This window comes from Corallococcus sp. AB018 (genome assembly GCF_003986945.1).
GTDB lineage: Bacteria > Myxococcota > Myxococcia > Myxococcales > Myxococcaceae > Corallococcus > Corallococcus exiguus.
The window spans coordinates 1-24522 of sequence record NZ_RAWR01000121.1; the positions used below are offsets into that span (position 1 = coordinate 1).

21 protein-coding genes are annotated in these 24522 nt (G+C 69.9%); 2 read left to right on the forward strand and 19 right to left on the reverse strand.

Features of this window, described 5'->3' with window-relative positions; translation table 11 throughout:
- The 9 genes from D7Y11_RS24520 to trmFO form a co-directional block, all read right to left on the reverse strand.
- Positions 1 to 714 (reverse strand): J domain-containing protein (locus tag D7Y11_RS24520; RefSeq protein ID WP_148139229.1); only part of this gene is annotated, 714 nt, incomplete at its 3' end.
- 92 nt (positions 715 to 806) lie between these two features.
- Positions 807 to 2033 carry an aspartate aminotransferase family protein gene (locus D7Y11_RS24525; protein WP_120575594.1) on the reverse strand — a complete coding sequence of 409 codons (1227 nt, stop codon included), beginning with the start codon at positions 2031 to 2033 and terminating at the stop codon, positions 807 to 809.
- Between the two features lie 59 nt (positions 2034 to 2092).
- On the reverse strand, positions 2093 to 3490 hold the full coding sequence (gene hslU, locus D7Y11_RS24530) for an ATP-dependent protease ATPase subunit HslU (protein ID WP_120575593.1): 1398 nt from the start codon (positions 3488 to 3490) through the stop codon (positions 2093 to 2095).
- 12 nt (positions 3491 to 3502) lie between these two features.
- Positions 3503 to 4030 carry an ATP-dependent protease subunit HslV gene (hslV, locus tag D7Y11_RS24535; protein WP_120575592.1) on the reverse strand — a complete coding sequence of 176 codons (528 nt, stop codon included), beginning with the start codon at positions 4028 to 4030 and terminating at the stop codon, positions 3503 to 3505.
- 80 nt (positions 4031 to 4110) lie between these two features.
- Positions 4111 to 4284 (reverse strand): hypothetical protein, encoded by a 174-nt coding sequence (locus tag D7Y11_RS24540; RefSeq protein ID WP_199753780.1) that lies wholly within the window; start codon positions 4282 to 4284, stop codon positions 4111 to 4113.
- Positions 4281 to 5183 carry a tyrosine recombinase XerC gene (locus tag D7Y11_RS24545; RefSeq protein ID WP_120575591.1) on the reverse strand — a complete coding sequence of 301 codons (903 nt, stop codon included), beginning with the start codon at positions 5181 to 5183 and terminating at the stop codon, positions 4281 to 4283. The genes D7Y11_RS24540 and D7Y11_RS24545 overlap by 4 nt, the downstream gene beginning before the upstream one ends.
- Positions 5184 to 5247: 64 nt before the next feature.
- Positions 5248 to 7518, reverse strand: coding sequence for a kinesin (locus D7Y11_RS24550; RefSeq protein WP_126934924.1), 2271 nt, complete (start codon positions 7516 to 7518; stop codon positions 5248 to 5250).
- Between the two features lie 103 nt (positions 7519 to 7621).
- Positions 7622 to 9241 (reverse strand): PD40 domain-containing protein, encoded by a 1620-nt coding sequence (locus tag D7Y11_RS24555; protein WP_121753098.1) that lies wholly within the window; start codon positions 9239 to 9241, stop codon positions 7622 to 7624.
- Entirely contained in the window at positions 9238 to 10602 is a 1365-nt protein-coding gene (gene trmFO / locus D7Y11_RS24560) for a methylenetetrahydrofolate--tRNA-(uracil(54)-C(5))-methyltransferase (FADH(2)-oxidizing) TrmFO (RefSeq protein WP_121753099.1), read from the reverse strand. The genes D7Y11_RS24555 and trmFO overlap by 4 nt, the downstream gene beginning before the upstream one ends.
- A gap of 228 nt (positions 10603 to 10830) precedes the next feature.
- On the opposite strand from trmFO, the gene D7Y11_RS24565 reads away from it, so the two are divergent.
- The gene (locus D7Y11_RS24565) at positions 10831 to 11223 is read left to right on the forward strand and encodes a TraR/DksA C4-type zinc finger protein (protein ID WP_120575587.1); all 393 of its coding nucleotides are present in this window, start codon (positions 10831 to 10833) and stop codon (positions 11221 to 11223) included.
- 62 nt (positions 11224 to 11285) lie between these two features.
- Here D7Y11_RS24565 and D7Y11_RS24570 read toward each other — a convergent pair whose 3' ends face one another.
- The 8 genes from D7Y11_RS24570 to pgeF form a co-directional block, all read right to left on the reverse strand.
- A complete protein-coding gene (locus tag D7Y11_RS24570; protein ID WP_126934925.1) occupies positions 11286 to 11864 on the reverse strand; it encodes a biopolymer transporter ExbD in 579 nt (192 codons plus the stop codon).
- Between the two features lie 2 nt (positions 11865 to 11866).
- On the reverse strand, positions 11867 to 12391 hold the full coding sequence (locus D7Y11_RS24575) for a biopolymer transporter ExbD (protein WP_121753100.1): 525 nt from the start codon (positions 12389 to 12391) through the stop codon (positions 11867 to 11869).
- Between the two features lie 25 nt (positions 12392 to 12416).
- Positions 12417 to 13172, reverse strand: coding sequence for a MotA/TolQ/ExbB proton channel family protein (locus D7Y11_RS24580; RefSeq protein WP_126934926.1), 756 nt, complete (start codon positions 13170 to 13172; stop codon positions 12417 to 12419).
- 163 nt (positions 13173 to 13335) lie between these two features.
- Positions 13336 to 15933 carry a type I DNA topoisomerase gene (gene topA, locus D7Y11_RS24585; protein WP_126934927.1) on the reverse strand — a complete coding sequence of 866 codons (2598 nt, stop codon included), beginning with the start codon at positions 15931 to 15933 and terminating at the stop codon, positions 13336 to 13338.
- Positions 15934 to 15956: 23 nt separating this feature from the next.
- Positions 15957 to 17087, reverse strand: a complete 1131-nt coding sequence (locus D7Y11_RS24590; RefSeq protein WP_126934928.1) for a DNA-processing protein DprA — start codon at positions 17085 to 17087, stop codon at positions 15957 to 15959.
- 140 nt (positions 17088 to 17227) lie between these two features.
- A complete protein-coding gene (locus D7Y11_RS24595) occupies positions 17228 to 18442 on the reverse strand; it encodes a LysM peptidoglycan-binding domain-containing protein (protein WP_120575581.1) in 1215 nt (404 codons plus the stop codon).
- A gap of 26 nt (positions 18443 to 18468) precedes the next feature.
- On the reverse strand, positions 18469 to 19353 hold the full coding sequence (locus D7Y11_RS24600; protein ID WP_126934929.1) for a tol-pal system YbgF family protein: 885 nt from the start codon (positions 19351 to 19353) through the stop codon (positions 18469 to 18471).
- A gap of 82 nt (positions 19354 to 19435) precedes the next feature.
- Positions 19436 to 20194: a peptidoglycan editing factor PgeF gene (gene pgeF, locus D7Y11_RS24605; RefSeq protein WP_121756027.1), complete on the reverse strand. Its 759-nt coding sequence runs from the start codon at positions 20192 to 20194 to the stop codon at positions 19436 to 19438.
- 216 nt (positions 20195 to 20410) lie between these two features.
- On the opposite strand from pgeF, the gene D7Y11_RS24610 reads away from it, so the two are divergent.
- Entirely contained in the window at positions 20411 to 22336 is a 1926-nt protein-coding gene (locus tag D7Y11_RS24610) for a diguanylate cyclase (protein ID WP_126934930.1), read from the forward strand.
- Between the two features lie 30 nt (positions 22337 to 22366).
- Here D7Y11_RS24610 and D7Y11_RS24615 read toward each other — a convergent pair whose 3' ends face one another.
- Together D7Y11_RS24615 and D7Y11_RS24620 are read right to left on the reverse strand one after the other, a co-directional pair.
- A complete protein-coding gene (locus tag D7Y11_RS24615) occupies positions 22367 to 22960 on the reverse strand; it encodes an SGNH/GDSL hydrolase family protein (protein WP_126934931.1) in 594 nt (197 codons plus the stop codon).
- A gap of 7 nt (positions 22961 to 22967) precedes the next feature.
- Positions 22968 to 24473, reverse strand: a complete 1506-nt coding sequence (locus D7Y11_RS24620) for a trypsin-like peptidase domain-containing protein (protein WP_126934932.1) — start codon at positions 24471 to 24473, stop codon at positions 22968 to 22970.
- Positions 24474 to 24522: the final 49 nt, after the last annotated feature.

A 24522-nucleotide genomic window follows, 5' to 3' on the forward strand; every position in this document is an offset into this window, starting at 1 on the left:
AGGCGGCACCGTGGCGAACGAGCCCGAGGGCGGGCGCGCCCCCGAAACGGAGGGGGGCATCATCGCCGCGAAGTTGCTGCCGGACACCGTCCGCGGGGGCGCGGCGGCCGGCGGAGGCGTCGTCGGGACGCGAGCGGCCGGGGCCGGGGGCGCGTCGGGGGCGCGCGTCGGCTCCTGGCGGCTGAGGGCGTTGTGGGCGTCCGTGAGGCGCTTGAAGATGCGCTCCAGCCGGGCGCGGAAGCTGCCCAGGTTCTTGCCGAAGTAGCGGTCCGGGTGGAAGCGGCGGGACGCGTTGTAATACGCCTGCTTCACCTCCTGGGGACTCGCGCCCCGGGCCACGCCCAGCACCGCGTGGTGGTCCATCCTCTCCAGCGAGCGCTCCATCTCGATGATGTCGCGCTTCTGGTCGGGATCCAGGTCCACCTCCTCCGCCATGGAGGCATCCACCGCCGGGGCGGCGGACGGGGCGCGCTGCACCACCCGGGCGGGCACGATGGCCCCCTTGGCGCGCAGCGCCAGCAGCACGGCGATGGTGCGTGCCTCGCCCAGCGAGGAGCGGGACAGCACGGCGTCGATGCGTTCGACGCGGCCCACCAATGCCAGCACGGAGCCCTCCTCGGGGCTGAGCTGGATACGGGCCGGGTCCAGGTGGGGCACCGTGGCGATGTGGTCGGTCCTGCCCCCCAGGCCGACGATGGGGATGGGCGCGCTCAAGGTGTCAGTTCCGCAGGCTGGCGAATCCCCAAGTGTAGGTGTCCGGGAAGCAGGGCGTCAAACCTCCCGGCACCGCCAAACCGCTCCCCCTTCTACAGCGTGGGGAGGACACGCTGGAGGATGCCCAGCGCTTCGTCCAGTTCGTTCCGGGTGATGATGAGGGGCGGGGCGAACCGGAGCGTCACGTCCCCGGCGGAGTTCACCAGCATCCCGGCATCGCGCAGCTTCGCGATGACGGGGGCGACCTCCCGGTCCAGCTCCACGCCCAAGAGCAGCCCCTGCCCGCGCACGGCCTTGATGCGGCCTTCCGGCAGCGCGGCCTGGAGCGCGCGTGCGCCAGCGAGGAAGTACTCCCCCTTGGCCTGCACCTCTTCCAGGAATCCGGGCTGACGCATCAGGCGCAGCACCACGTTGCCCGCGGCGGCGGACACCAGGTTGCCGCCGAAGGTGGAGCCGTGGGTGCCCGCGGAGAGGCTGACCGCCAGCTCCTCGCGGCAGAGCATGGCGCCCATGGGCAGCCCGTTGCCCAGCGCCTTGGCGATGCTGATGGCGTCCGGCCGGATGCCGTGGTGCATGAAGCCGAAGGGCTGGCCGGTGCGGCCCATGCCCGTCTGGACCTCGTCCACGAGCAGGAGCAGACCCTTCTCGTCACAGAGGGCGCGCAGGCCCTGGAAATAGCCCGGGGGCGCCATGCGCACCCCGCCCTCGCCCTGGATGGGCTCCACCAGGATGGCGGCGGTGGACGGCCCCACGGCGCGGCGCACCGCCTCCAGGTCGCCGAACGGCAGGTGCCGGAAGCCCTGGGGCAGCGGCTCGAAGCCTGCGTGGTACTTCGGCTGGCCGGTGGCGGTGACGGTGGCCAGCGTGCGGCCGTGGAAGCTCTTCTCGAAGGTGAGGATCTCGAAGCGCTCGGGCTGTCCCCGGTCCTTCATCACCTTGCGGGTCAGCTTGATGAGGGCCTCGTTGGCCTCCGCGCCGGAATTGCAGAAGAACGCGCGCGGCAGGCCCGCCCACTCGGTGAGCTGCGCGGCCAGGTCGATCTGCGGCTGCGAGTAGAAGACGTTGGAGACGTGCCACAGCGTGTCCAGCTGCGCCTTGGCCGCCGCGACCACCTCCGGGTGGCAGTGGCCCAGGGCGCATACGGCGATGCCGCCAATGCAATCCAGGTACTCCTTGCCATCCGCGTCCCACACCCGCGTCCCCTGCCCGCGCACCAGGGCAATGGGTTGCTGCTTGTAGTTCTGCAGCAGGTGCTGCTTCGCCTTCTGGATGAGGTTCTCGTTACCAGGGGCGGATGCTGGGGACGGCGGCGTTTGCAAGGGGGTGTACCTCTCTCTTCCTGACGACGCGGTGTGGCGACGCGGCGGACCCTAGCGCGCTAGAGGATGTAGCGCGACAAGTCCTCGTCCTGGACGATGGCGGCCAGGCGCTCGCGCACATAAGCGGCGTCCACCTGGAAATCGCGAGGTCCCATTTCGCTGGCGGTGAACGACACGTCGTCCAGCAAGCGCTCCAGCACGGTGTGCAGCCGCCGGGCGCCGATGTTCTGCGTGCGCTCGTTGGCCTGCTGGGCGATGCGGGCGAGCTCCGCCACCGCATCGTCCGTGAAGGACAGCCGCACGCCCTCCGTGGCGAGCAGCGCGGTGTACTGGCGCAAGAGCGAGTTCTTCGGCTCGCGAAGAATTCGCACCAGATCGTCGCCGGACAGCGGCTCCAGTTCCACGCGGATGGGGAAGCGGCCCTGGAGCTCCGGGATGAGGTCCGCCGGCTTGGAGACGTGGAAGGCGCCCGCGGCGATGAAGAGCATGTGGTCCGTCTTCACCTGGCCGTACTTGGTGTTGACGGCCGAGCCCTCCACGATGGGGAGGATGTCGCGCTGCACGCCCTCGCGCGAGACGTCCGGGCCCCCGCCGCCCTTGCCGCCCTCGCGGCTGGCGATCTTGTCGATTTCGTCGATGAAGACGATGCCGCTGGACTCGGCGCGCGCCACGGCCTCGCGCTGGACGCGGTCCGGATCCACCAGCTTCTGCGCCTCTTCCGCGCGCAGCACCTGGAGCGCCTCCGGCACGCGCAGCTTGCGCTTCCGGGTGTTCTTCATGCCCGGCATGTTCTTGAACAGGTCCTGGAGGTTGACGCCAATCTCCTCCATGCCCTGGCCGCTGAAGTTGCGCATGAACGTGGGGGAGCTCTCGTTCGTCTCCACCTCCACGGTCTGATCATCCAGCGTGCCGGCGCGCAGCTGGGCGCGCAGCTTCTCCCGCTCGTTCTCGCCCAGCGGCGAGGGCGCGGGGGTCGGAGGAGGCGAGAAGCCGAACGGCGGAGAGGACGGCGTGCGCGTCTGCCCGCCGTTCTTGATGAGCTCCATCAGCCGGTCCTCCGCCAGCTCCTCCGCGCGCGGCTTGACCTTCTCCGTCTCCTCCTCGCGGACCAGCGCGATGGCGGCCTCGACGAGGTCGCGGATCATCGACTCGACGTCGCGGCCCACGTAGCCCACTTCGGTGAACTTGCTGGCCTCCACCTTGACGAAGGGGGCCTGGGACAGCTTCGCCAGGCGGCGGGCGATCTCCGTCTTCCCCACGCCGGTGGGGCCGATCATGATGATGTTCTTCGGGTAGATTTCATCCCGCAGGTCGTCCGTCACCTGCTGGCGGCGCCACCTGTTGCGCAGCGCGATGGCGACGGCGCGCTTGGCGTCGTTCTGCCCGACGATGTAACGGTCCAGCTCGCTGACGACCTCGCGAGGCGTGAAGGCGGACAACTTGCGCGACTCGGCCACGGGGCGGTCCTCTCAGAGCTCTTCGTAGGTGACGTTGGCGTTGGTGTAGACGCAGATGTCCGCGGCGATGGCCATGGCCTGCGTGCAGATGTCGCGGGCGGACAGCGGCGAGTGCGCCTGGAGGGCGCGCGCGGCGGCCAGGGCGTAGTGGCCCCCGCTGCCCACGGCGGCGATGCCGTGGTCCGGTTCAATGACGTCGCCGGCGCCGGACAGGATGAAGGTCTTCTCCTTGTCCGCGACGATGAGCAGCGCTTCCAGGCGGCGGAGGAAGCGGTCGGTGCGCCAGTCCTTGCCCAGCTCCACGCAGGCGCGGGCCAGGTTCTTCTGGTGCTCCTTGAGCTTGGCCTCGAAGCGCTCGAAGAGGGTGAAGGCGTCCGCGGTGCTGCCCGCGAAGCCGGCGAGCACCTGCCCCTCGCCGAGCTTGCGCACCTTGCGCGCCGTGTTCTTCATGATGGTCTTGTCGAGGCTGACCTGGCCGTCGCCCGCGATGACGACCTTCCCGTCGCGACGGACGCAGAGGATGGTGGTTCCGTGGAACATGACTGGGGGTTTAACAAGACCACCCGGCCGCGACCCACAAAAACCGCGCGGCTGTCCGCTCCCTCACCCTGCGAAGGCGCTCAGGTCGCGGTCGCTTTCATCCAGCGGCCCACGAGCTTAATCAGGGCGGCCTTCTTCGCTTTCACCGTCTTCGCGTCCGGCAGCGTCACCACACCCCGGTCCTTCGCCAGCCACTCCACCAGCCCGGAGTCGTCCTCGAAGGCGAAGCCCGCCGCGTCCTTCACGTTCGTCACGCGCGCGGGTGCGCGGAGTCGTAGACCTCCTGCAGCTGTTCGAAGGTCACGTGGGTGTACTTCTGCGTGGTGGACAGGCTCGCGTGGCCCAGCAGCTCCTGGATGCTGCGGATGTCCGCGCCACCGCCCAAGAGGTGCGTGGCGAACGAGTGGCGCATCGCGTGCGGGCTCACCTTGCGCGCCAGGGCCAGCTTGAGCACGTACGCGTCCAGGTGCCTCGCGATGCTCCGAGCCGTCAGCCGGCCGCCCTTGAAGTTGAGGAAGAGCGCATCCGGATCCTGGCCCTCGCGCACCTCGGCCAGCAGCTCGCCGCGCCGCGCGAGGTACGCCTCCAGGGAACGGATGGCCTTCGCGTTGAGCGGCACCAGCCGCTCCTTGCTGCCCTTGCCCATCACCCGGACGATGCGGCTGCTGCGCTCCACGCCCAGCAGGTCCAGGCCGCACAGCTCGCTGATGCGCAGGCCGCCGCCGTAGAGCATCTCCAGGATGGCCTTGTCGCGAAGCCCCAGCACCGTCTTCACGTCCGGCATGTCGAGGATGGCGAACACCTCCTCCACCGGCAGCACCTTGGGCAGCGACTTCGGCAGCTTGGGGCTCTTCACCAGCTTCGCGGGGCTGGCGGACAGCAGCTTCTGGCGCACCAGGTACTTGTAGAACGACTTGATGCTGGCCAGCCGCCGCGCGCGGCTCGACGGTGCGTGGTCCACCGCGAGCGTGCCCAGGTAGCCGCGGATGGCCGCGTGCGTGCCCGCGAGCAGCGACAGCTTCATCCGCTCCACGAGGTAGCGCTCATAGTCCACCAGGTCGATGAGGTAGTTGCGCACCGTGTGAGGGGACGCGCCCTTCTCGCCTTCGAGGTGGACCTTGAACTGCTCCAGCAGCGGGGACAGGGTCGACATGGTCGGGGAAGCCTAGGGGCCTCCCCGAGCCTCGCAAGATTCGTGTCGGTCCGCGAGCCCCGCCCTACTTCGCGGGCGCCGGAGCGGGGGCGACTGGCACCACGGGAATGGCCCCCGCCGGCAGCTCGGGCGGCACCAGCTTGGGCAGGAGCACGCGGCAGGCGTCCTCGGACAGCCAGTGGTACGTGCACAGCCACTCCGTGACGGGCACGCGCACCTGCCAGCCCAGCACGAAGAGGATGACCAGCGTGAGCCCGATGCGGGCCCCCATCGACATGCTCTCGGTCTCGTCGTCGTCCTGCGTGTGGCGCAGCGCCCCGCGCACCAGGTCCGCGTGGTCCACGCGCGCGTTGCTCGGCAGCTTCGGCTTGCGGGTGATGAGCGTCGCCACGCCGCGCGTGAGCATCAGCCGGTCGTTGAGCGCCCAGCCGGAGCCCTCCAGCAGCAGCGCCAGGTTGCGCCGGCGCAGCTTCAGCCACCCGAGCAAGCCCGCGGGCGCCATCACCACGATGGCCAGGATGGTCGCCGCGGTGATGACGTCCACCAGCGTGAGCGACTTCACCTGCGTGAGGATGAACGCCAGCGAAGAGCCCAGCGCCGCGAACGCGATGCCGCCCGCCGCGAGCACCCCCGCGATGCCGCCTCCCGAGGGAGCCGCCGCGGGCGCAGCGGCCGCCGGGGCTGGAGCCGCCGTGGGTGGAGGCGCGGTCACCGTCTGCTTGTAGCCGGACTCCAGCGATGAATCGAAGTCCTTCTCCCCGGACGCGGCCAGCCCCTCCACCTTGCTGGTGATGAACGCGCCAATGCGCATGAACGGCATGGTCATCGACTCCCAGAGCGACACGGGCTGGCGGATGACCTGCGTGACGATGGCGTCGCTCTCCTTGCCGTCCACGTCGTAGAACACGCCACGCTTGCCCACGACGAGCTCCGTGCTGCGGCCCGCGGTGACGGGCACCGCCACCTCGTAGCCATCCGTCGCGTCGCGGGGCAGCACCTTCACGTAGAGGATGCAGGTGGTCCCCTGCCCCGTCAGCGCCGCGTGCGCCGCGCGGTCCGTCACCAGCACGGACAGCGTGTACTTGCGCCCCGCCAGGATGAGCGTGCCCCGCTCCATCAGCGCCCGCCGCTTGGGCAGGTACAGGTTGGGCATGCTGATGAAGTTGTTGGCGAACTGCAGCAGCCAGCGCTGGTACAGCACCAACCGCTCCAGCTCCGCGATGACGTCCAGCGTGGGCTTGAGCGACAGGTCCTCGCGGCTCACCGCCTCCAGCGCGTCCAGTTCCTCATCCGACACCGTGCCCAGCGTGTCCGCCACCGCGTGCAGGGGGCTCGCGTCGCGCTTCGCCTGCCAGCCGAGGATGGCCTCCGCCTTCGAGGACAGCTCGCGCCAGGCCGTGTCCGTCAGCTTCACGCCGTCGCCCAGCAGCGGCGTCGCCACCTCCTGGTGGAAGGCTTCCAGCTTCTCGTAGCCGGCGCCGCGGTACAGCCGCGCCCACACCAGCACGCCGCTCGGGTCTGGGGGCGCGATGGGCAGCTCGTTCGCGGCCTTGCCCATGGCGCCCAGGTCACCCAGCGCACCCTCCACCCGGTCCGCGCGCAGGCGCAGGCTGGCGGCGGCCTCCGGCTGCGCGGCCACCAGCCGGCACTGCACGAAGTAGCCGTCCAGCAGCGGCGCCACATCGTGCACGCGCTTCGCCTGCTCCAGGCTCGCCGTGCCCCAAGTGAACACGGCATCCCGGCCGCCCAGGTGCGCGAGCAGGGCCGTGCGCTCGTCCCGGAAGCGCTTCACCAGGCCCACGTCCACGCCCGCCAGGCCCGCGCGGTTCGTCACCTGCGGGAACGCCGCGATGATGGACTGGGCCAGGGGCCGCAGTCGCTCCGGCAGCGACACCGGCGCGATGAGGCCGTCGCCGTTCTTGCCCGCGTCGCGCAGCGCCTTGTCACTGGTGCGCAGCTGCTCCAGCGACAGGCGCGTGGTATCCGGCGCGTTGAGCGTGCGCAGCACCAGCTCCGCCGCGCCCTTGAGGTTGGATGCCGTATCGGAGAGCGCCGAAAGCTCCAGCACGTCGCTGCCCGCGTCCGCGCCCTTGCGGTCCGTCAGCCGCGCCGCCGTCCAATCCACCGCGCCGCGCAGTTCCTCCACGCGGATGCGGCGGTTGCCGTCCGCGTCCATCAGCGTCAGGAAGCGCGGATCACACGCGATGCCCTCCATGGGGCACGCGAGCGCCATCCATTGCGTCGCGGGGATCCTCACCGCCTCGGTGAGGGTGTTGAAATCGGGGATGTCGACCTGGAGCGAGCCGCCATAGCGGCGATAGACGAGCTGTGCCATTCGGCGCGAGAAGACAGCACACCCTGTCCGGGTGTGCACGCCTCAACATCAGGTCGCGCCCAGGCAGGAAGGCCCCGGCGGCCTCCCTGCCCTGGGTCACCCGCTACTGCGCGGTGGCGACGGCGCTGTAGACGCCGGGATTCTGCCCCTGGCCGATGATGTAGACGGCTCGCGCGTCATCCTTGCCCGCGAAGTACACGGGCACCTGCACGCCCTGGTCTAGCGTCTTCCGCGCCCCCGACTTCACGTCGTAGACGGCCACGTCGTAGGTGTCCGCGTCCATGCGCGCGTACGTCGCGAGCACGCGGGCACCGTCCTCGGAGATCTTGTAGCTGAAGATGCCCTGCATCCACGTCTTCGCCTCGGCCTGCTTCTCGTTCAGGTCCACGGCCTTGAAGTCGCACGCGCGGCCGTTGCGGATGCAGTTGGTGCGGAACACCACCGCGCTGTTGTTCGGCGCGAAGCCGTAGCCGAACACGCCCGGCTGCACCTTCTCCGCCTTCTCCTGGCCCAGCGCGTACAGCATCAGGTCCACGGAGAACACCGGCTTCACGAAGCGCGACAGGAACGCCACGTAGCGGCTGTCCGAGCCCCACACGAAGTTGGGCACCCGGTCCCCCACGCGCTTGGGCGCGCCGTCCGGCAGCGACGCCACGCCCAGGGCGCCCGCGCGCGACGGCTGATCATACTTCTCCAGGAAGGCCACCGCCTTGGAGTCCGGCGCGAACGCCATCTCCTCCACCGCCTCACCCACCTTGCGCCCCGCGCCTCCGGACGCCGGGCCCACGTGCAGGTCGCCCAGCTGCTCCGGCTTGCCGTTCTCCGTGCGCGCCAGCCACTGGCCATCCGGCGAGAAGCCGAACGCCTTCGTCCCCGTGGCCAGCTTCGTGCCCTTCAGCGCGGGCACGTCCGCGAGGAACAGGTCATACATCCCGCGCACGGCCTCGCTGCGCACCTGGTAGGCCACGTGCTTGCCGTCGGAGGACACCTGGTAGTCGCCCACCTGATCCGCCAGCTTGCGCGGCGCTTCCGTGGAGCCCACCGTCACCGCCGCCAGCCCGCCCGCCGCTGACAGCCGGCGCTTGAAGAGCAGCGTCTTGCCGTCCGGGGTGAACTGCGCGGTGCTCACCTCGCCCGCCACGTCCTGGAACGGCCCCTGCGGAAGCTTGCCCAGCTTCAGCGTGCCCGCGTCCACGAAGGCCACGCTCACGCCGTCCGGGGACGGCAGCAGGTAGCTCACCGCCGTGCCCAGCTTCACCGGCTCCGCGCCCGCGTCCGTGAGCGACAGCACGTTCAACTCGCCGGACTGCGAGGCCGGGTTGTAGCCCGTCACGTACAGCAGGTGCTTCGAGTCCTGGGAGAACAGCAGGCTGCCCGGCACGTTCGTCACGCCGTCGCCCAGCGCGCGCGACTTCCCGCCCGCCGTCGGCACGACGTGCAGCGAGCCCACCAGCATCTGCGGCGGAATGCCATCCAGCCGGGGCTTCTGCCCGTTGAGCAGGAATGTGGCGAACTGCCCGTCCGGAGACAGGCGCAGATCCGCCGCGCGTCCCGCCGCGAGCAACTGCCCCTGCCCGCCCACCACCGCGCTGCCCTTCGCCGCGCTGCGGACCGTGTCCCCCTGCGCGGCGCTGCGCTGGGAGGGCGCGGCGTTGTCCTCGCCCTTCTTGCACCCCGACACCGCCAGCAGGGCCAACAGGCCCACCATCCCGGTTCGCATCATGCGCTCGTCTGTCCTTCCGTCTGGGCGACAACGCCCGCGAGTGGCAGCCAGGCCGCCAGGTCCTGCTTCGCCCGCGCCGAGTAGGCCGCGCGCTTGTCCGCCTTCTTCATCCGCCCGGACAGCGGCGGGAACAGGCCGTAGATGACGTTGGTGGGCTGGTGCGGGTGATCCGGCGGGTGCGCTTCCCCGGTGAGGTGTCGGTACAGCGACCCCAGCGCCGTCGTGGCCGGGGGCGGCACGAACGCGGTGCCCGTCAGCCGCGCGTGCACCGCCAGCGCCACCATGTAGCCGCACGCCGCGCTCTCCACGTAGCCCTCCACGCCCGTCACCTGTCCCGCGAAGAACACCCGCCGCTCCGTCTTCAACGACAGGTCCTCCGCCAGCAGGCGGGGCGAGTCGATGAACGTGTTGCGGTGGATCTGCCCCATCCGCAGGAACTCCGCATTCTGGAGGCCCGGGATGCACGTGCTGAAGATGCGCTTCTGTTCACCCCAGGTCAGACGCGTCTGGAAGCCCACCATGTTCCACGCCGTGCCCGCCCGGTCCTCCATGCGCAACTGCACCACCGCGTACGGGTCCGTCCCCGTGCGAGGGTCCTTCAAGCCCACGGGCTTCATGGGCCCGTAGGCCAGCGTTTCGTCGCCTCGCTCCGCCATCACCTCGATGGGCAGACACCCTTCGAAGTACTTCGGTTCCTCGAAGCTGTGCGGCACCACCTTCTGGCCCGCCTTCACCTCGGTCACGAAGCGGTAGTACTCGTCCTTCGTCATGGGGAGGTTGAGGTAGTCATCCCCGCCGCCCTTGCCGTAGCGGCTCTGGCGGAACGCGATGTCCATGTCGATGGAGTCTCCCGACAGGATGGGCGCGATGGAGTCGTAGAAGTAGAGCTTCGTGCCCACGTGGCGCTCCAGGTCCACCGTGAGCGCCTCCGACGTCAGCGGCCCCGTGGCCACCACCACCACGCCGTCCTCCGGAAGCCTCTCCACCTCGCCGCCGACAATCTCCACGCCCGCGCCGGACACCAGCCGGGTGGTGATTTCGCGCGAGAAGCCCTCGCGCTCCACCGCCAGCGCGTCGCCCGCGGGCACGCGGTGCAGGTCCGCGCTGGAGAGCACCAGCGAACCCAGCGCGCGCAGCTCCGCGTGCAGCAGGCCAATGGCGCTCTCCGGGTTGTCCGAGCGCAGCGAGTTGCTGCACACCAGCTCCGCGAGCGTGTCCGACTTGTGCGCCGGGGAGCGCTTGTGCGGCTTCATCTCGCGCAGCACCACCGGCACGCCACGCCGCGCCAGCTGATACGCGCACTCCGTCCCCGCCAGGCCGCCACCAATCACCGTCACCCGCTGCTGCTTCGCGTCCGACATGCATGCCTCCGGGCCCCCGCACCGGGGCCCCAAAGGGCCCTGTTAGCAGAGAGGCCACTCCCTTTCACGTCCGCCCGCCTGCCCCACGTCCCACCATGCGTGCGGAACGGGAGGTGAGGTTTCCCCACCTGGGATCCAACCCTAGGTTTCTCGCGGTCTTCGCTCGGGACGGGAAGCGTCCGAGCGAGCGCCCTACAACCTCGAATCTGGGATGGGAGTGACGCAGCCATGAGCCGAGCCAACGACTTGTTGAAGATCCGGGGCCTGTTGCAGGAGCGTCGCAGGACGACCGAGACCGCCCAGGCGGGGGCCCGCCGGGAGCTGGCCGCCCTGAAGGATCAGGAGCGCGATCCCGAGTACGAGGAACAGGCGCAAGCGGAGCTGGCGGACTACACGCTCTCCACGCTCATCGAAGCGCAGCGCCGGGAGATCATGCTCATCGACGCCGCGTTGAGCCGCATGGAGAACGACGTGTTCGGCGAGTGCGTGGACTGCGGCAACGAAATCTCGTTGGACCGGCTGGAGGCCATGCCCTTCGCCATCCGCTGTGAGGAAGACGCCGCCGTGCACGAGCAGGAGACGCGGGAGGCCGCGCGCCACGTGGGCAGCCTGTCCCTCTAGCGAAGCCGTCCGAGCGCTCCCCCGTGCGTCCATCCCGCGCGGGGGAGTCGAGTGTCCGGCGGCTACTCCGAGTCGCGCTGGAGCACGATGAAGCGGTAGTTCTGCAGCTCGTTCACGCCCGCCGTGTAGAGCACCGTGAGCAGCAGGTCATACGGGACCATCTTGTCCGCGATGACCGACAGCTCGTGCGTGAAGGGCGCCGCCGGGTTGCGCTCCTCGATGTACTTGAGCTTCTGCACTTCCTTCTTCAGCTGCGCGTCCAACCCGAGCACCAGGCGCTCGCCCTGGAGCTGATTCGCCGGGATGCGGCCGTTCTCCAGCCGCACCACCTCTTTGTCCCCCACCATGATGTTCTTGGGGGTGATGGTGATGGCCACCGTGTCCTTCGGCGTGGCGCGCGTGGAGGACACCGGCGGCCGGACATCCTCGGACGCGGTGATGGCCGCGGAGGACGACGCGAAGGACTTCAGGAGGAACACCAGGATGATGGTCATCATGTCCATCATCGCGGTGATGTTGAGCTCCTTCACCTCGCTGGCGGCCTCGCGCTCCTTGCGCTTCTTGCGCGCGAGGGCCCGGCGGTAGCGCATGCGCGCGAGCTGGTCGGCTTCTTCGGCGGACAGGGGCGCGGTCTCGGACATGGCTAGAGGACGCCCAGGGTGACGTCGGGGAAGAGCAGCTTGCGCTCGGCGACGGTGCCCGTCGTCTCACGCAGGGCGTCCATCGTCTGGATCAGCGCGTCGTAGGGGATGTCCGGATCCGCCGCGACGATGACCTTCGTCTCCTTCGGGAAGGCGGCCTTGAGCTTCACCATCCGCGCGTTCAACGCGGCGAAGTCGTGCGTGCCATCCGCGCGCAGCGGCACCGAGGGCGCCCCACCCTCAGCGGGCGCGGCGTCCGGGCTGTCGCCTCGGATGAAGAGGCCCTTCTGGGAGATGAGCACGGACAGGTTCAGCTTGGGCGCGTCCGCGTCCCCTCCCGCCCCCGCGGTGGCGCCGTAGCTGGGCGCGTTCACGTTGAGCGCGCCAAAGGCGGTGAGGCCGGTAATCGACAGCAGCATGAAGATGATGAGGTTCATGAGGATGTCGAGGTACGGGACGATGTTCAGCTCGCCCGCCTCCTCCTCTTCCCTCGGCTTCAGCTTTCGGCGCGAGTAGTGGAACGCCATGGCGTGTCCGGTGCCTTTCGGCGGCTCAAGACGCGGCGCGGACGTCGGAGTCCGAAGGGATGACTTCCAGCGAGCCCCGGCGCGACAGGAGGTTCTCCAGCTTCAGCGCGTTGAGCTCCACCAGCTCCACCATGTTCTTGGAGTAGTTGCTGAAGAACAGGTGCGCCACGATGCAGAGCACCGCGATGGAGAGCCCGAAGCCCGTGTTGTACATGGCCTCCGAGATGCCGTTGGAGAGCAGCGCCTGCTTCTGCTCCGCCGGCACGTTGCCCAGCGCGCGGAAGGTGCCGATGAGGCCCACGATGGTGCCGACCAGGCCCACCAGCGTCGCGATGTTCGCGAGCGACCACAGCCACTGCACCCGGCGCGACACGTGCGGCGTGTACTCCGCCAGCGCCTCCTCCACCGCCTTGGCCACTTCCAGCTCACCCCGGTTCGCGTTGATGAGCCCCGCGCGGATGACGCGGGCCAGGGGCGAGCGCGGCGCCATGCCGCAGAACTTCACCGCGCGGTCCAGATTGCCGCTGCGGACCATCTTGTGGACCTGCTCGATGAACGCCGTCGCGTTGAGGCGGTAGCGGAAGAGCAGCGTCACCGCGCGCTCGCCAATCACGGCCAGCGAGGCGGCCAGCCAGAACAGGTTCACGAACATGAACGGGCCGCCGGCCTTGAACGCGCCGACGATGAAGTCCCCCAGGCCTCCCGAAGAGGCATGGCCCGCCGCGGCGGGAGCGGCCTCGGCCACCACCACACGCAGCAACTCATTCATGGAGGGAATCATCGCGGACCGCGTCCTTTCGCTGCCCCCGCGCGCACTCCTGCCGCGAAACGGGCAGGAGGCATGCTGGTGGGCCGGGAGCAATCCGGACTTCTAGGACTTCGCCTGCGAGGGTGTCAAGCCAGGGGGCAGAGCCTACCCCCCTGGAATGACTGGGCTTTTGCGCTCAGGCTTCCACGGTGGGCGTGGGAGCAGGCGCTGCCTCCGTGGAAGCCCCCGGAATGGCTGGCTCCACCACCTCGCGGCGGTAGTCGCATTCCTTGTTCGGGCAGGCGATGTAGGCGCCGTCCCGCTTGGAGAACTTCTGCAGGAGGTAGGGCGACGCGCACTGCGGGCAGGCTTCCGCCAGCGGACGGTCCCACGCGGCGAACTTGCACTCCGGATACCGGTTGCAGCCGAAGAAGATCTTCCCGCGGCCGCTGCGGCGCTCGGTGAGGTAACCCACCTTGCACTCCGGGCAGTTGACGCCAATGGAGATGGGCTTGGACGTCTTGCAGTCCGGGTAGCCCGAGCACGCCATGAAGCGCCCGAACCGGCCGCGTTTGATCACCATGGGCTTGCCGCACTTCTCGCACTTCTCGTCCGTGGTCTCCTCCTCCACGATGACGATCTTGCCCTCGGCGTCCCGCTTGAAGTCCTTGGTGTTCTTGCAGTCGGGGTAGTTCGAGCAGGCGAGGAAGTGGCCCATCTTCCCGAACTTGATGACGAACGGGTTGCCGCACTTCTCGCAGGCGATGTCGGTCTTGATCTCCTCGCGCTTGACGTCGCGCATCTCCGCTTCGGCCTTCTCCAGCGTCTCCTTGAAGGGGCCGTAGAAGTCGTGCAGCACCGTCTTCCAGGACGCGCCGCCGTCGGAGATCTGGTCCAGCTTCTCCTCCATGCTGGCCGTGAACGACACGTCCAGCTCATGGGGGAAGTGCTTCACCAGGAGCTCGTTGGTCATCTGGCCCAGGTCCGTGGGACGGAAGCGGCTCTCCAGCTTCTCCACGTACTTCTTGTCCTGGATGTTGGAGAGGATGGCCGCGTACGTGGACGGACGCCCGATGCCGCGCTCTTCCAGCTCCTTCACCAGCGTCGCTTCGCTGAAGCGCGGAGGCGGCTGGGTGAAGTGCTGTTCGTTGAGCAGCTTGTCCAGCGAGAGGACCTCGCCCTCGTTGAGCGGGGGCAGCTCGCCCACCACGTCCTCGGCGCCCTCTTCACCGGCGGCCTTGGCCTTGTCGCGCTCGGACTCCTCTTCCGGCGTGAGGCCGGCGCCGTAGACGCCCAGGTAGCCGGGGAACTTCAGGGTGCTGCCGGACGCGCGGAAGGTGGCGCGGCCCGCGGTGATGTCCGCGGCCGTCTGGTCATACACTGCGGGCTTCATCTGGCACGCGACGAAGCGGTTCCAGATGAGCTCGTAGAGCCGGAACATGTCCAGCTCGTCCATGGCGTCGAAGAAGGGACGCACGCGCTCGGGCGGATACTCCAGGGACGTGGGCCGGATGGCCTCGTGCGCGTCCTGGGCGCTCTTGCGGCTCTTGTAGACCATGGGCTCCGGCGGCAGGTAGTCCGCGCCGTACTTCTGGCCAATGAACTCGCGCACCTGCGTCACGGCGTCGTCGGACAGACGCGTGGAGTCCGTACGCATGTACGTGATGAGCGCCGTCTGGCCCTCCTCACCCAGCGGCACGCCTTCGTACAGCTTCTGCGCCAGCGTCATCGTCTTCTTGGCGGTGAAGTGCAGCCGGTTCGCCGCCTCCTGCTGGAGCTTGGAGGTGATGAAGGGCGCGGGCGCGTTGCGGCGCCGCTCCTTGCGGTCCACCTTCGCCACGGTGAAGGGCACGTCCTTCAGCTCCGCGACGAGCCCGTCCGTGGTGGCGCGGTCCTTCAGCTCCACCTTCTTGCCGTCCACGCGGGACAGCTTCGCCTTGAAGGGCGGCGGCCCCTGCGGGCCCTGCACCAGCGCGTCCAGCGTCCAGTACTCCTCGGGCTGGAAGGCCTTGATCTCCGCCTCGCGCTCGACGATGAGGCGCACCGCCACGGACTGCACGCGGCCGGCGGACAGGCCCCGGCGGATCTTCTTCCAGAGCAGCGGCGAGATTTGATAGCCGACGAGCCGGTCCAGGATGCGGCGGGTCTGCTGCGAGTCGTAGTTGTCCTGGTTGAGCTGGCGCGGCTGCGCGATGGCTTCCTGCACGGCGCGCTTGGTGATCTCGTTGAAGGTCACCCGCAGGGAGTCCGGGTGGCCCAGCTCCTCCTTGATGTGCCAGGCGATGGCCTCGCCCTCGCGGTCGGGGTCCGTCGCCAGGAAGACGCGGTCCACCGTCTTGGCCATCTTCTTCAGCTCGTTGAGGACCTTCTCCTTGCCCTTGATGACCGTGTACTCGGGCTTGAAGTCGTCCTCCACGTCGACGCCAATCTTGCTCTTGGGCAGGTCCTTCACGTGCCCCACGGAGGCCTTCACCGTGTAGCCGGAGCCCAGGTACTTCTTGATCGTCTTGGCCTTGGCGGGCGACTCCACCACCACCAGGTAGTGCGGGCCCTTGCCACGGCGCTCGGGCACTTCCTCTTCGGCGTCCGCGTCCGCGTCCACGGTGGGGAGCTCTTCGGCGTCCGCGCCACGGCGACGGGCCGCCGTCTTCTTCTTGGCGGTCGTCTTCTTCGCCGCCGTCTTCTTCTTGGCGGCCTTCTTGGCCGCCGGCTTCTTCGCAGCCGCCTTCTTGGGCGTCTCCTCCGCCGCCGCCGCCTCCGTCTGCGCCGCCTGTGTCTTCTTCCGCGTGGCCATGGCTCTCCTACCTCGAACTGCCTCTAGACCTTCTCGTACCGTTTACCCGGGTGCTGGACCACCAGCCCCGACAATTCCAACTCCACCAGGGCGCTCGTGAGCGCCGCGGGCGTCAGCGGGCTTGCGGCGAGCACCTCGTCGAACGAACGGGGAGCCCGGTCCAACAGCCCATAGGCCCCGCGCGCTTCCGCCGACAGCGCCTCCCACCACCCACTGTCCCGCCCCGCAGGCACCGCGCGGACCGGGTGAACGCCCACCACCGCACAAATCGATTCCGCGGACGTACATGCGCGGGCCAGCCCGTCCGCCAGCAGGGCGTTGCAGCCCGCCGCGGCCGGCTGCCAGACGTCCCCGGGCAGCGCGAACACCGGCCGGCCCTGCACCCGCGCCGCCTCCGCCGTGTACAGGGCCCCGGAACCCTCCCCCGCTCGCATCACCAGCACCGCATCCGACGCGCCAGCGATGAGCCGGTTGCGCCGGGGGAAGGTCGTCGTGCTCGCCCGGACCCCAGGCGGCAGCTCGCTGAAGTACACCCCTCCCCGCTCGAGGAAGTGGGGCAGCATCCGGGCCTGGGCGGGGTCCAGCGAGTCCAGCGCGGAGCCCAGGAAGGCCCACGTCTCCGCACCTACGTCCAGCGCGCCCCAGTGGCAGGCCCGGTCCACGCCCTCCGCCGCGCCCGACACCACCCCCACCCCGGACTCCGCCACCTTCCGGGCGAAGGAGCGCGCGAACGGCAGGAAGCCCTGATCCGGATGGCGGCTGCCCACCATCGCCAGCCTGCGACGGGGAGGCCCCGGGTTGCCCAGGAAGAACAGCAGCGGGGGCGCGTCCTCCAGCCCCACCATCCGGGCGGGATAGGCCGGCGAGCCCGCGAAGGCCACCTGGAGACCCGCTCGGGCACAGGCCTCTTCCGTCCGGGACGCCAGGGAGTCCAGCGATGCGACGGCGGCCAGCCGCTGGCGGACGGTCGCGGGCACCGGCACGTCCGCCACCCAGTCCCGCACGGGCGTGGACGCGAGCCGGGACAGCGCCCCACCGGCGAACGCGCGCACGGCGTCCAACGCCCGGGGCCCCAGGCCAGCAATGGCCCAGAGCGCCAGGGTGGCGCGCTGCTCGTCCCAGTGTAGGTGCGTATCCGTGTTTGTGTCCGCCATGCCGTCCCCGCCTGTTTCCCACCTATATAGAGGTGGTCCCGGGAGGGGCGTGACACATAACACCGGTTCTTCGGGGGTCAAGCGACCCGCCCTTCCCGGGCGGGTCGGAATGCAGCATTCCTGCCGATCGCCGCCTTGGGTCAGCGGCTGGCGGTGGGCGTTCCGTCCTTGCGCATGGTGGCGCGGTCGCCGGCGGAGATCTCCACCATGGACCGGGTCATCAGGCAGTTGGAGGTGCGCTCACGCACTTCGGTGACCATGCACTGGGCCACGGCCTCCCAGGGGTAGGCCTTCTGCTCCTTGCCCGCGTCGCCCATCTTGTAGTCGCTGCGGCCGAGCACATCCTTGCTGGGGTCGCCGCGGCGCTCGATGGTGAACGTGTTGCCCACCTGGACGCCGTCCGCGGTGCCGCGGTCCACGACGATGAAGTTGTGCTCGCCCAGCAGCGTCTGGCCCGGCGTCATCGGCGTGAGCACGAAGCCGGGGATCTCCTTGCTGTTGGGCTTGGGGGCGATGCGCTCCGACAGCTTCTCGCTGGAGGGGCCCACCAGGTCGCCACGGGCGATGGGGTCCCACGTCTCCATGATGCGCGCGGTGACCACGTCGTTGTTGATGGAGACGACCTGCACCGTGCCCAGGAGCTCCGTGAGGTAGCCCGTGCGCGCGTTGGACACCGGGTGCTTCACCTCCTCCACGGTGTGGAAGATGACGTAGCGGTCGCCAATCTTGGCGGACCCGCGCTTCTTGAAGCGCAGGTAGACCTTCTCCGGGGCGGAGAGCATCAGCGCCTCGGAGGTCGAGCCCTCGATGCGGCCCGCCTCGTCCAGCTCGCGCGTCGTCACGAAGCCCTTGGTCGTCACCGGGCTGGAGGCGGACGGGTCGAAGCCGATCTTCCCGACCACCGACACCAGTCGGCCGCCGCTCACGTCCGTGGGCGCAGCCACGTCGTCGGAGGGCAGGTCACCGGCCTCCACGCGCGAGGGCACCTCCTCGCCGCCGGGGAAGAACTTCACGTTGTTGCCCGGGTAGATCCAGTGCGGGTTGGCGATCTGCGGGTTGTAGGACCAGACCTTGGGCCAGTACCAGGGGCTGCCCAGGTAGCGCTGGGACAGGTCCCACAGCGTGTCGCCCGTCTCCACCGTGTGCACCTGGCCGGGCGCGCTCTCACGGCCCTGCGCGGCGCCGGGCGGCAGCGTGACGGAGGTGGGGCGCTGCTCCACGTCGTCGGAGATGTCCTGCCCTTCCGTCTCGGAGGACGACTGGGATTCATCCTCCTGCGCGTCCTGGGCGAAAGCCGTCCATGCCGGCGCGACGGTGAGGGGCACGAGCAGGGAGGCAAGGATCCGGGAGCGCATCGGACGACGTCCTTTCACAAAAGGGCTTACGGCGAGAGCGCGGCGAGCCGCTGCTCCGCCTGCGTGGCGGCGGCCGTCCCCGGGAACTGGGTGACGACGCGGGTATAGAGGGCACGGGCATCCACGGCCTGGTTCAGCCGCACCCGGCACTCCGCGAGCCGGAGCATGCCGTCCTGGACGGCGTCCCCGGCGGGGTAGTTCTTGATGAGCTTCTCGAACGTCTTGGCCGCGCCGGCCGCGTCCTTGAGCCCCATCTGGCCCAGGCCGCTGAAGTACAGGGCGTTGTCGGCGCGGGGGTGGCGCGGGTTCTCCGCCGCGAAGCGCGTGAGCGTCTCCACGCCGCCTTCCACGTTCCCGGTGCGCAGCATGGCCACCGCGCGCTCGTACTCGGCGTCGAGGATGTCCGGATCCTTCTCCGGCGGCTCCATGCGGGTGGCCGTTGTGGAGGCCATCGAGCCTCCCAGGCTGACCGAGCCCGTCCCCGACGAGCCCTCCACCGGAGAGATGAACATCTCCATCTGGTCGGTGTCCGGCTCCATCACCGCCACCGCCGTGTTGATGCGCGGCGCGGGTTCCTTCTTCGGCTTGAGCCGGACCACCGTCAGCTCCGCCGGCGCCAGCCCCAGCGGCTCGCCCACTTCCGGCGAGGCGGCCTCCGGCTTCGCGCTCGCGGTGGCCTTCGGGGACGACGCGGCGGGGGCCGGGGCAGCGGCGCGGGCGCGCGAGACGGCGTCGCGGTTCTCCAGCCGCTCCAGGCGCTCGATCAGCGACGACTGGGCCGCGCGCAGCGTGCGCACCTCAGCCTCCAGCCGGCCCACTTCCGTCTGCGAAGCAGCGGTGGTGGCACAGGCGGTCGGCGCGGACAGCGCGACGGCGGCAAACAGGCGGAAGAGGAAGGGACGCACCGGCACGAGCCTGGACGGAGGGAATTCCAGGTCGAGGATAGGAAGGCCGGTCGGAGACCGTCAAGAAAACGACCCCGGCGGGCCTCCGCTAGAAGCGGTGCAGCACGAAGTTGAGGTGCCGCCCTGTGCGCCCCGCGTCCCGGCGGTGGGAGAAGAACCGCTCTGGATCACACGCCGTACAGGCCTGTAGCACGTCCACCTGCTCCGGCTTCAGGCCCGCCTTTGTGAGGGACGACTTCACCGCGAGTGGAAGATCCAGGTGCGGCCTGGCTCCCGCGCGGACGACGTCCGGACCAAAGCGTGCGCGGAAGCGGTCGCCCAGCTCCGGGGAGACCTCGTAGCAGCACGCCTGGATGCAGGGGCCCACCGCCGCGAGCAGGTCCTCCGGCCGGCTGCCCCTCGCCACCAGCGCCTCCACCGTGCGGGCGCTGATCTCCAGGTCCGTGCCCTTCCATCCTGAGTGCACCGCCGCCACGCGCCGGGCTCGCGGATCCACGATCAGCACCGGCACGCAGTCCGCGGTGCCCACCGCCACCCAGCTGCCCTCCCCTTCCGTCCACAGCGCGTCCGCCTCACCCAGCGTCGGGCGCAGCACGTCGTCGGCTTCGCCGCGAGCCTCCAGCACCGTGTCGCCGTGCACCTGCGACACCCGGCAGAGCGAGCCCAGACGCGCGCCCGCGGCCTGGGCCAGCCGGCGGTGGTTCTCCTCCACGTGGGGACGCTCGTCGCCCACGGAGAAGCCCAGGTTGAGGGACGCGTAGGGCCCCTCGGACACCCCACCCGCGCGCGTGGCGAAGCCGTGGGGCACCGGCAGCAGCGCGGAGGTGAGGAACACGGTCGGGGTCATGGGCGGAACTCCTCTTTCCGGACGCGGTCTTCGGGACTACCGCCACCGTGCCACGGGTACAGCCCGTGAAAACAGGAACATGCCGAGGAACAACACCCCCATTTCAATATTTCGACACCAGTACGTTTGACAGGGCGTGTCATGCCCCTGACAATTTTGAACACTCCGTCACTCGCGGACAGAACGCGAATGCACGAAGCACACTGCGCCCCGCACATGGCCCTCGGTTCCGAGACGATTGGCAGGAAGCTCTTGTGGAGCATCGCGCTGCCCGGGTTGGTGGTGGCGCTCCTGGGCGTGGGGCACTTCTCGCGCGAAGCCCGGCAGGCGGTGCGTGAAGGCACGCACCTGGAGGCGCTCGCGTTGGCGGAGGCCGTGGCCTCCACCTTCACGCTGCCGCAGGCTCCGGGCGCGGCACCGCATGGCGCGGTCGCGGACGTGCTGTCGTCGGACACGCGGCTGTTCCGCTCCGTGGAGGACCTGCGGGTCCTGACGCCGGACGGGCGCATCCGGTGGAGCAGGCGGCCGGCCGAGCAGGGACATCCGCACCCGGAGGCCACGCGGCTGTCCGCGACGGGGCCGGAGACGGCGCGCTCCAGCGACCACGGCACGGAGGTGGTGCGGCCCCTGGGCGGTCCTGAGTGCTCCGGCTGTCACACCGGCGAGGCCGCGCAGCGCATGGGCGTCCTGCAGGTGCGCATGGGCGAGCCCGCGCTGACCCGCCAGCTCCAGACGGTGTTCCAGGACGCGCTCGGCGCGATGGTGCTCTTCGTGGGCATCCTGGGGCTCGTCACGTGGCTGTCCCTGCGCTTCGTGCTCACCGCGCCGCTCAAGCGGCTGAGCGAGGCCATGGGCCGCGCGGCCGACGGCGACCTGCTGGTGCGCGCGGAGGCCCGGAGCACGGACGAGATTTCCCGGCTGGGCGCGGCCTTCAACCAGATGCTCGCGCGGCTCACCTCCATGAAGGTGGAGGAGATCGACACGCACCGCGACCTGCAGTTGGTGAAGGAGAAGCTGGCGCTGAAGGACGAGCTGGAGGAGCGCCTGACGGAGTTGTCGCTGCTGTTCGACGTGGCCCGCTCGCTCAACACCACGCTGGAGCTGGACGAACTCCTGTCGCGCATCACCCGCCTGGTGGTGGAGCGGCTGCACATCCCGGACTTCTCCATCATGCTCCTCAACGAGGAGGGCATGCTGGAGGTGAAGCACGCGTGGCCGCAGGGCCGGGGCCTGGAGGGCCACACCTTCGCCATGGGCGAGGGCGCGTGCGGCCGGGCCGCCCAGACGCGCAAGGCCGTGTACCTGCCGGACCTGACGGACAGCACCAGCATCTTCGCGCGGCGCGGGCTGCGCGGCGGCTCGGAGCACGGTTCGCTGCTGGCGGTGCCCATGGTGCACGCGGACACGCTCCTGGGCGTCATCAACTTCCAGCGCCCGGAGACGGCGAGCATCTCCGCGGAGGAGATCGAGCTCTTCACCGCGGTGGCGGATCAGGCCGCGACGGCGGTGACGAACGCGCGCCTGCACGCGGAGACGGTGAAGCTCACGCTGACGGACGCGCTCACGGGCGTGCCCAACCGCCGCCACCTCTTCCAGCGGCTGGACCTGGAGCTCGCGCGAGCCCAGCGCTTCGGCGTGCCTCTGGCGCTGCTGATGGTGGACGTGGACCACTTCAAGCGGCTCAACGACCTGGCCGGGCACCGCGCCGGAGACGAGACGCTGCGCCGGGTCTCCGACGTGCTCCGGACCCGCGCGCGCAAGGTGGACACGCTGGGGCGCTACGGCGGCGAGGAGTTCGTGCTGCTGCTGCCGCAGGTGTCCAAGGCCACGGCGGTGGAGGTGGCGGAGACGCTGCGCCGCGCGGTGGCGGACTCCGTCACGCTCAGCCGCCCGGGGCTGCCCGGGGGCCACGTCACGGTGTCCATCGGCGTCTCGCACTTCCCCACGGACGCGTCGGCGCAGGACATGCTGGTGGATTGCGCGGACTCGGCGCTCTATTGCAGCAAGCGGACGGGCCGCAACCGGGTGACGGCGTTCGAGGCCGGCATGGAGGTCCACCCCGGACGCGAGCGCAGCATCAGCGCGCCGCCCTCGGACGCGCCCTCCACGCCGCCCGCGCCCTCCGGCATCGCGAAGGCCTGAGCGCGGGGCGCCAGGGCGCCCTGCCCGGCGCTACCGCTGCACGAGCGTGCGGACCACGGGGAGCATCAGGTCCGCCCACTCCTCGTAGCCCACCGCGGACGGGTGGAAGCCATCCGAGCAGAAGAAGTCCGGGCGCCGGGGGATCATCTCCCGGCTGGCGGTGAACAGGTCCACCAGGTGCAGCCCGTGCGCGCGGGCCACGGAGGCGATGGCCTGGTTGAACGGCTCGATGCGCCCTTCGTACAGCGCGCTGGGCACCATCTTCGCCACCGGCGCGAGCGCCATGTCCGCCAGGTTCGCCACCACCATGGACGCGCCGGTCTGCTTCAGCCGCCGGGCGATGCGGTCCAGGTCGTCCTGGAACTCCGCCACCTCGGTGCCGCGCCAGATGTCGTTGGTGCCCACGCCCAGGGTGATGAGCGTGGGCTGCAACGCGATGACGCGCTTGAGGGCGTTGTTGACGATGTCGCGCACGCGCGCGCCGCTCTGCCCCAGGTTGGTATGGCCCACGGGCAGGCCGTCCTTGCGGAGGCGGGAGGCGAGCCGGTCGGGATAGCCCCCGCCCTGCGACGCCCCCACCCCCACCGCCGTGCTGTCACCCAACGAGACGTAGTTGACGCTCATCCCCAGCTCAAGGAACGGTCAGCGCGCGCAGCAGGCGTCCGCCGCCAGGGCCGGCCACGCGCAGCAGCAGCGTGCTGCCCTTGGGCGCGGCGCGGATGGCCGCGGCCAGCTCCTTCGCGCTCGCGATGGGCTTCTTGTTCGCCTCCACCACCAGCATGCCCGGCGTCAGCTGCGCGCGGTCCGCGGGCGAGCCCGGGACGATGTCGGTGATGAGCGCGCCGGCGCGCTCGGTGAAGCCCGCCTGGGACGCCGTGCGGGCATCCAGGTCCTGCAGGGACACGCCCACGCGGCGCGAGCTGTCCTGCTCGTCGGTGGCCCCCGGCTTCTTCTTGGACAGGCCCTCCAGGTCCGGCCGGGTGCCCATGGTCACCTTGACGTCCTGCTTCTTGCCGTCGCGGTAGAGGGACAGCGTCGCGACGGTGTTGGGCTTCTTGAGCGCCACGGTGCGGGTGAGGTCGCTGTCGGAGCGCACCTGCTTGCCGTCCACGGCCACCACCACGTCGTCCGGCTTGAGCCCGGCCTTCGCCGCCGGGGAGTCGGGGGTGATCTGCGTGAGGATGGCGCCCTCGCTCACCGACAACTTCAGCGCCTGGCCCAGCTCGCGAGTGAGGGGCTGGATGCCCACGCCCAGCCAGCCGCGCGTGACGGCGCCCTCCTTCTCCAGCTGCGGCAGCAGCGCCTTGATGAGGTTGCTGGGCACGGAGAAGCCAATGCCCGTGCCGCCGCCGACGATGGCGGTGTTGATGCCCACCACCTCGCCCTTCATGTTGAAGAGCGGGCCGCCGGAGTTGCCGGGGTTGATGGCCGCGTCCGTCTGCAGGAAGTCGTCGTAAACGCTGGCGCCAATCTCCCGGGCGCGCGCGGACAGGATGCCCACGCTCACGCTGGAGGCCAGACCGAACGGGTTGCCGATGGCCAGCACCCAGTCACCCACGCGCACGGCGTCGGAGTCCCCCAGCTTCACGGCGGGGAGCTGATCCACCTTCTCCTTGATCTTCACCACGGCCACGTCGGTGAGCGGGTCGCGGCCCACCACCTCGCCCGAGAACGAACGGCCGTCGTCCAGGCGGATGGTGATGGTGACCGCGTCCTCGATGACGTGGTTGTTGGTGAGCACCAGGCCCTTGGGGTCGATGATGAAGCCGGACCCGGCGCCCTGGCGGATCTGCTCGCGCTCGCTGCGTCCGCCGCCGCGGCCCCGCCCGTTGCCTCCGAAGAAGCGGTCGAAGAGCGGGTTGTCCTCCATGCCTTCCGGCACTTCCGGACGGGCCTGCACGTCCACGTTCACCACGGCGGACTTCACCGACTCCACCAGGGGCGCCAGCGAGGCCAGCGACTGGGCCTCACGCGTGGCGGGCTGGAGGTTGCCAGCCTGACCGGAGGCCGCCTGCTGCGTCTTGGGCGCGGCCGGCTGCTGGGGTGCGGGAGCCTGCGCGAGGGCGAGCGTGGGCGACGCCAACACCAGCACGGCGGCCACGAGCTTGCGACGGGACGAAGGGAGCGTGTGGGTCATGGATTTCCTCAACCTAAAGCGGAAACGAAGCCCCGCAACCGGAACGACC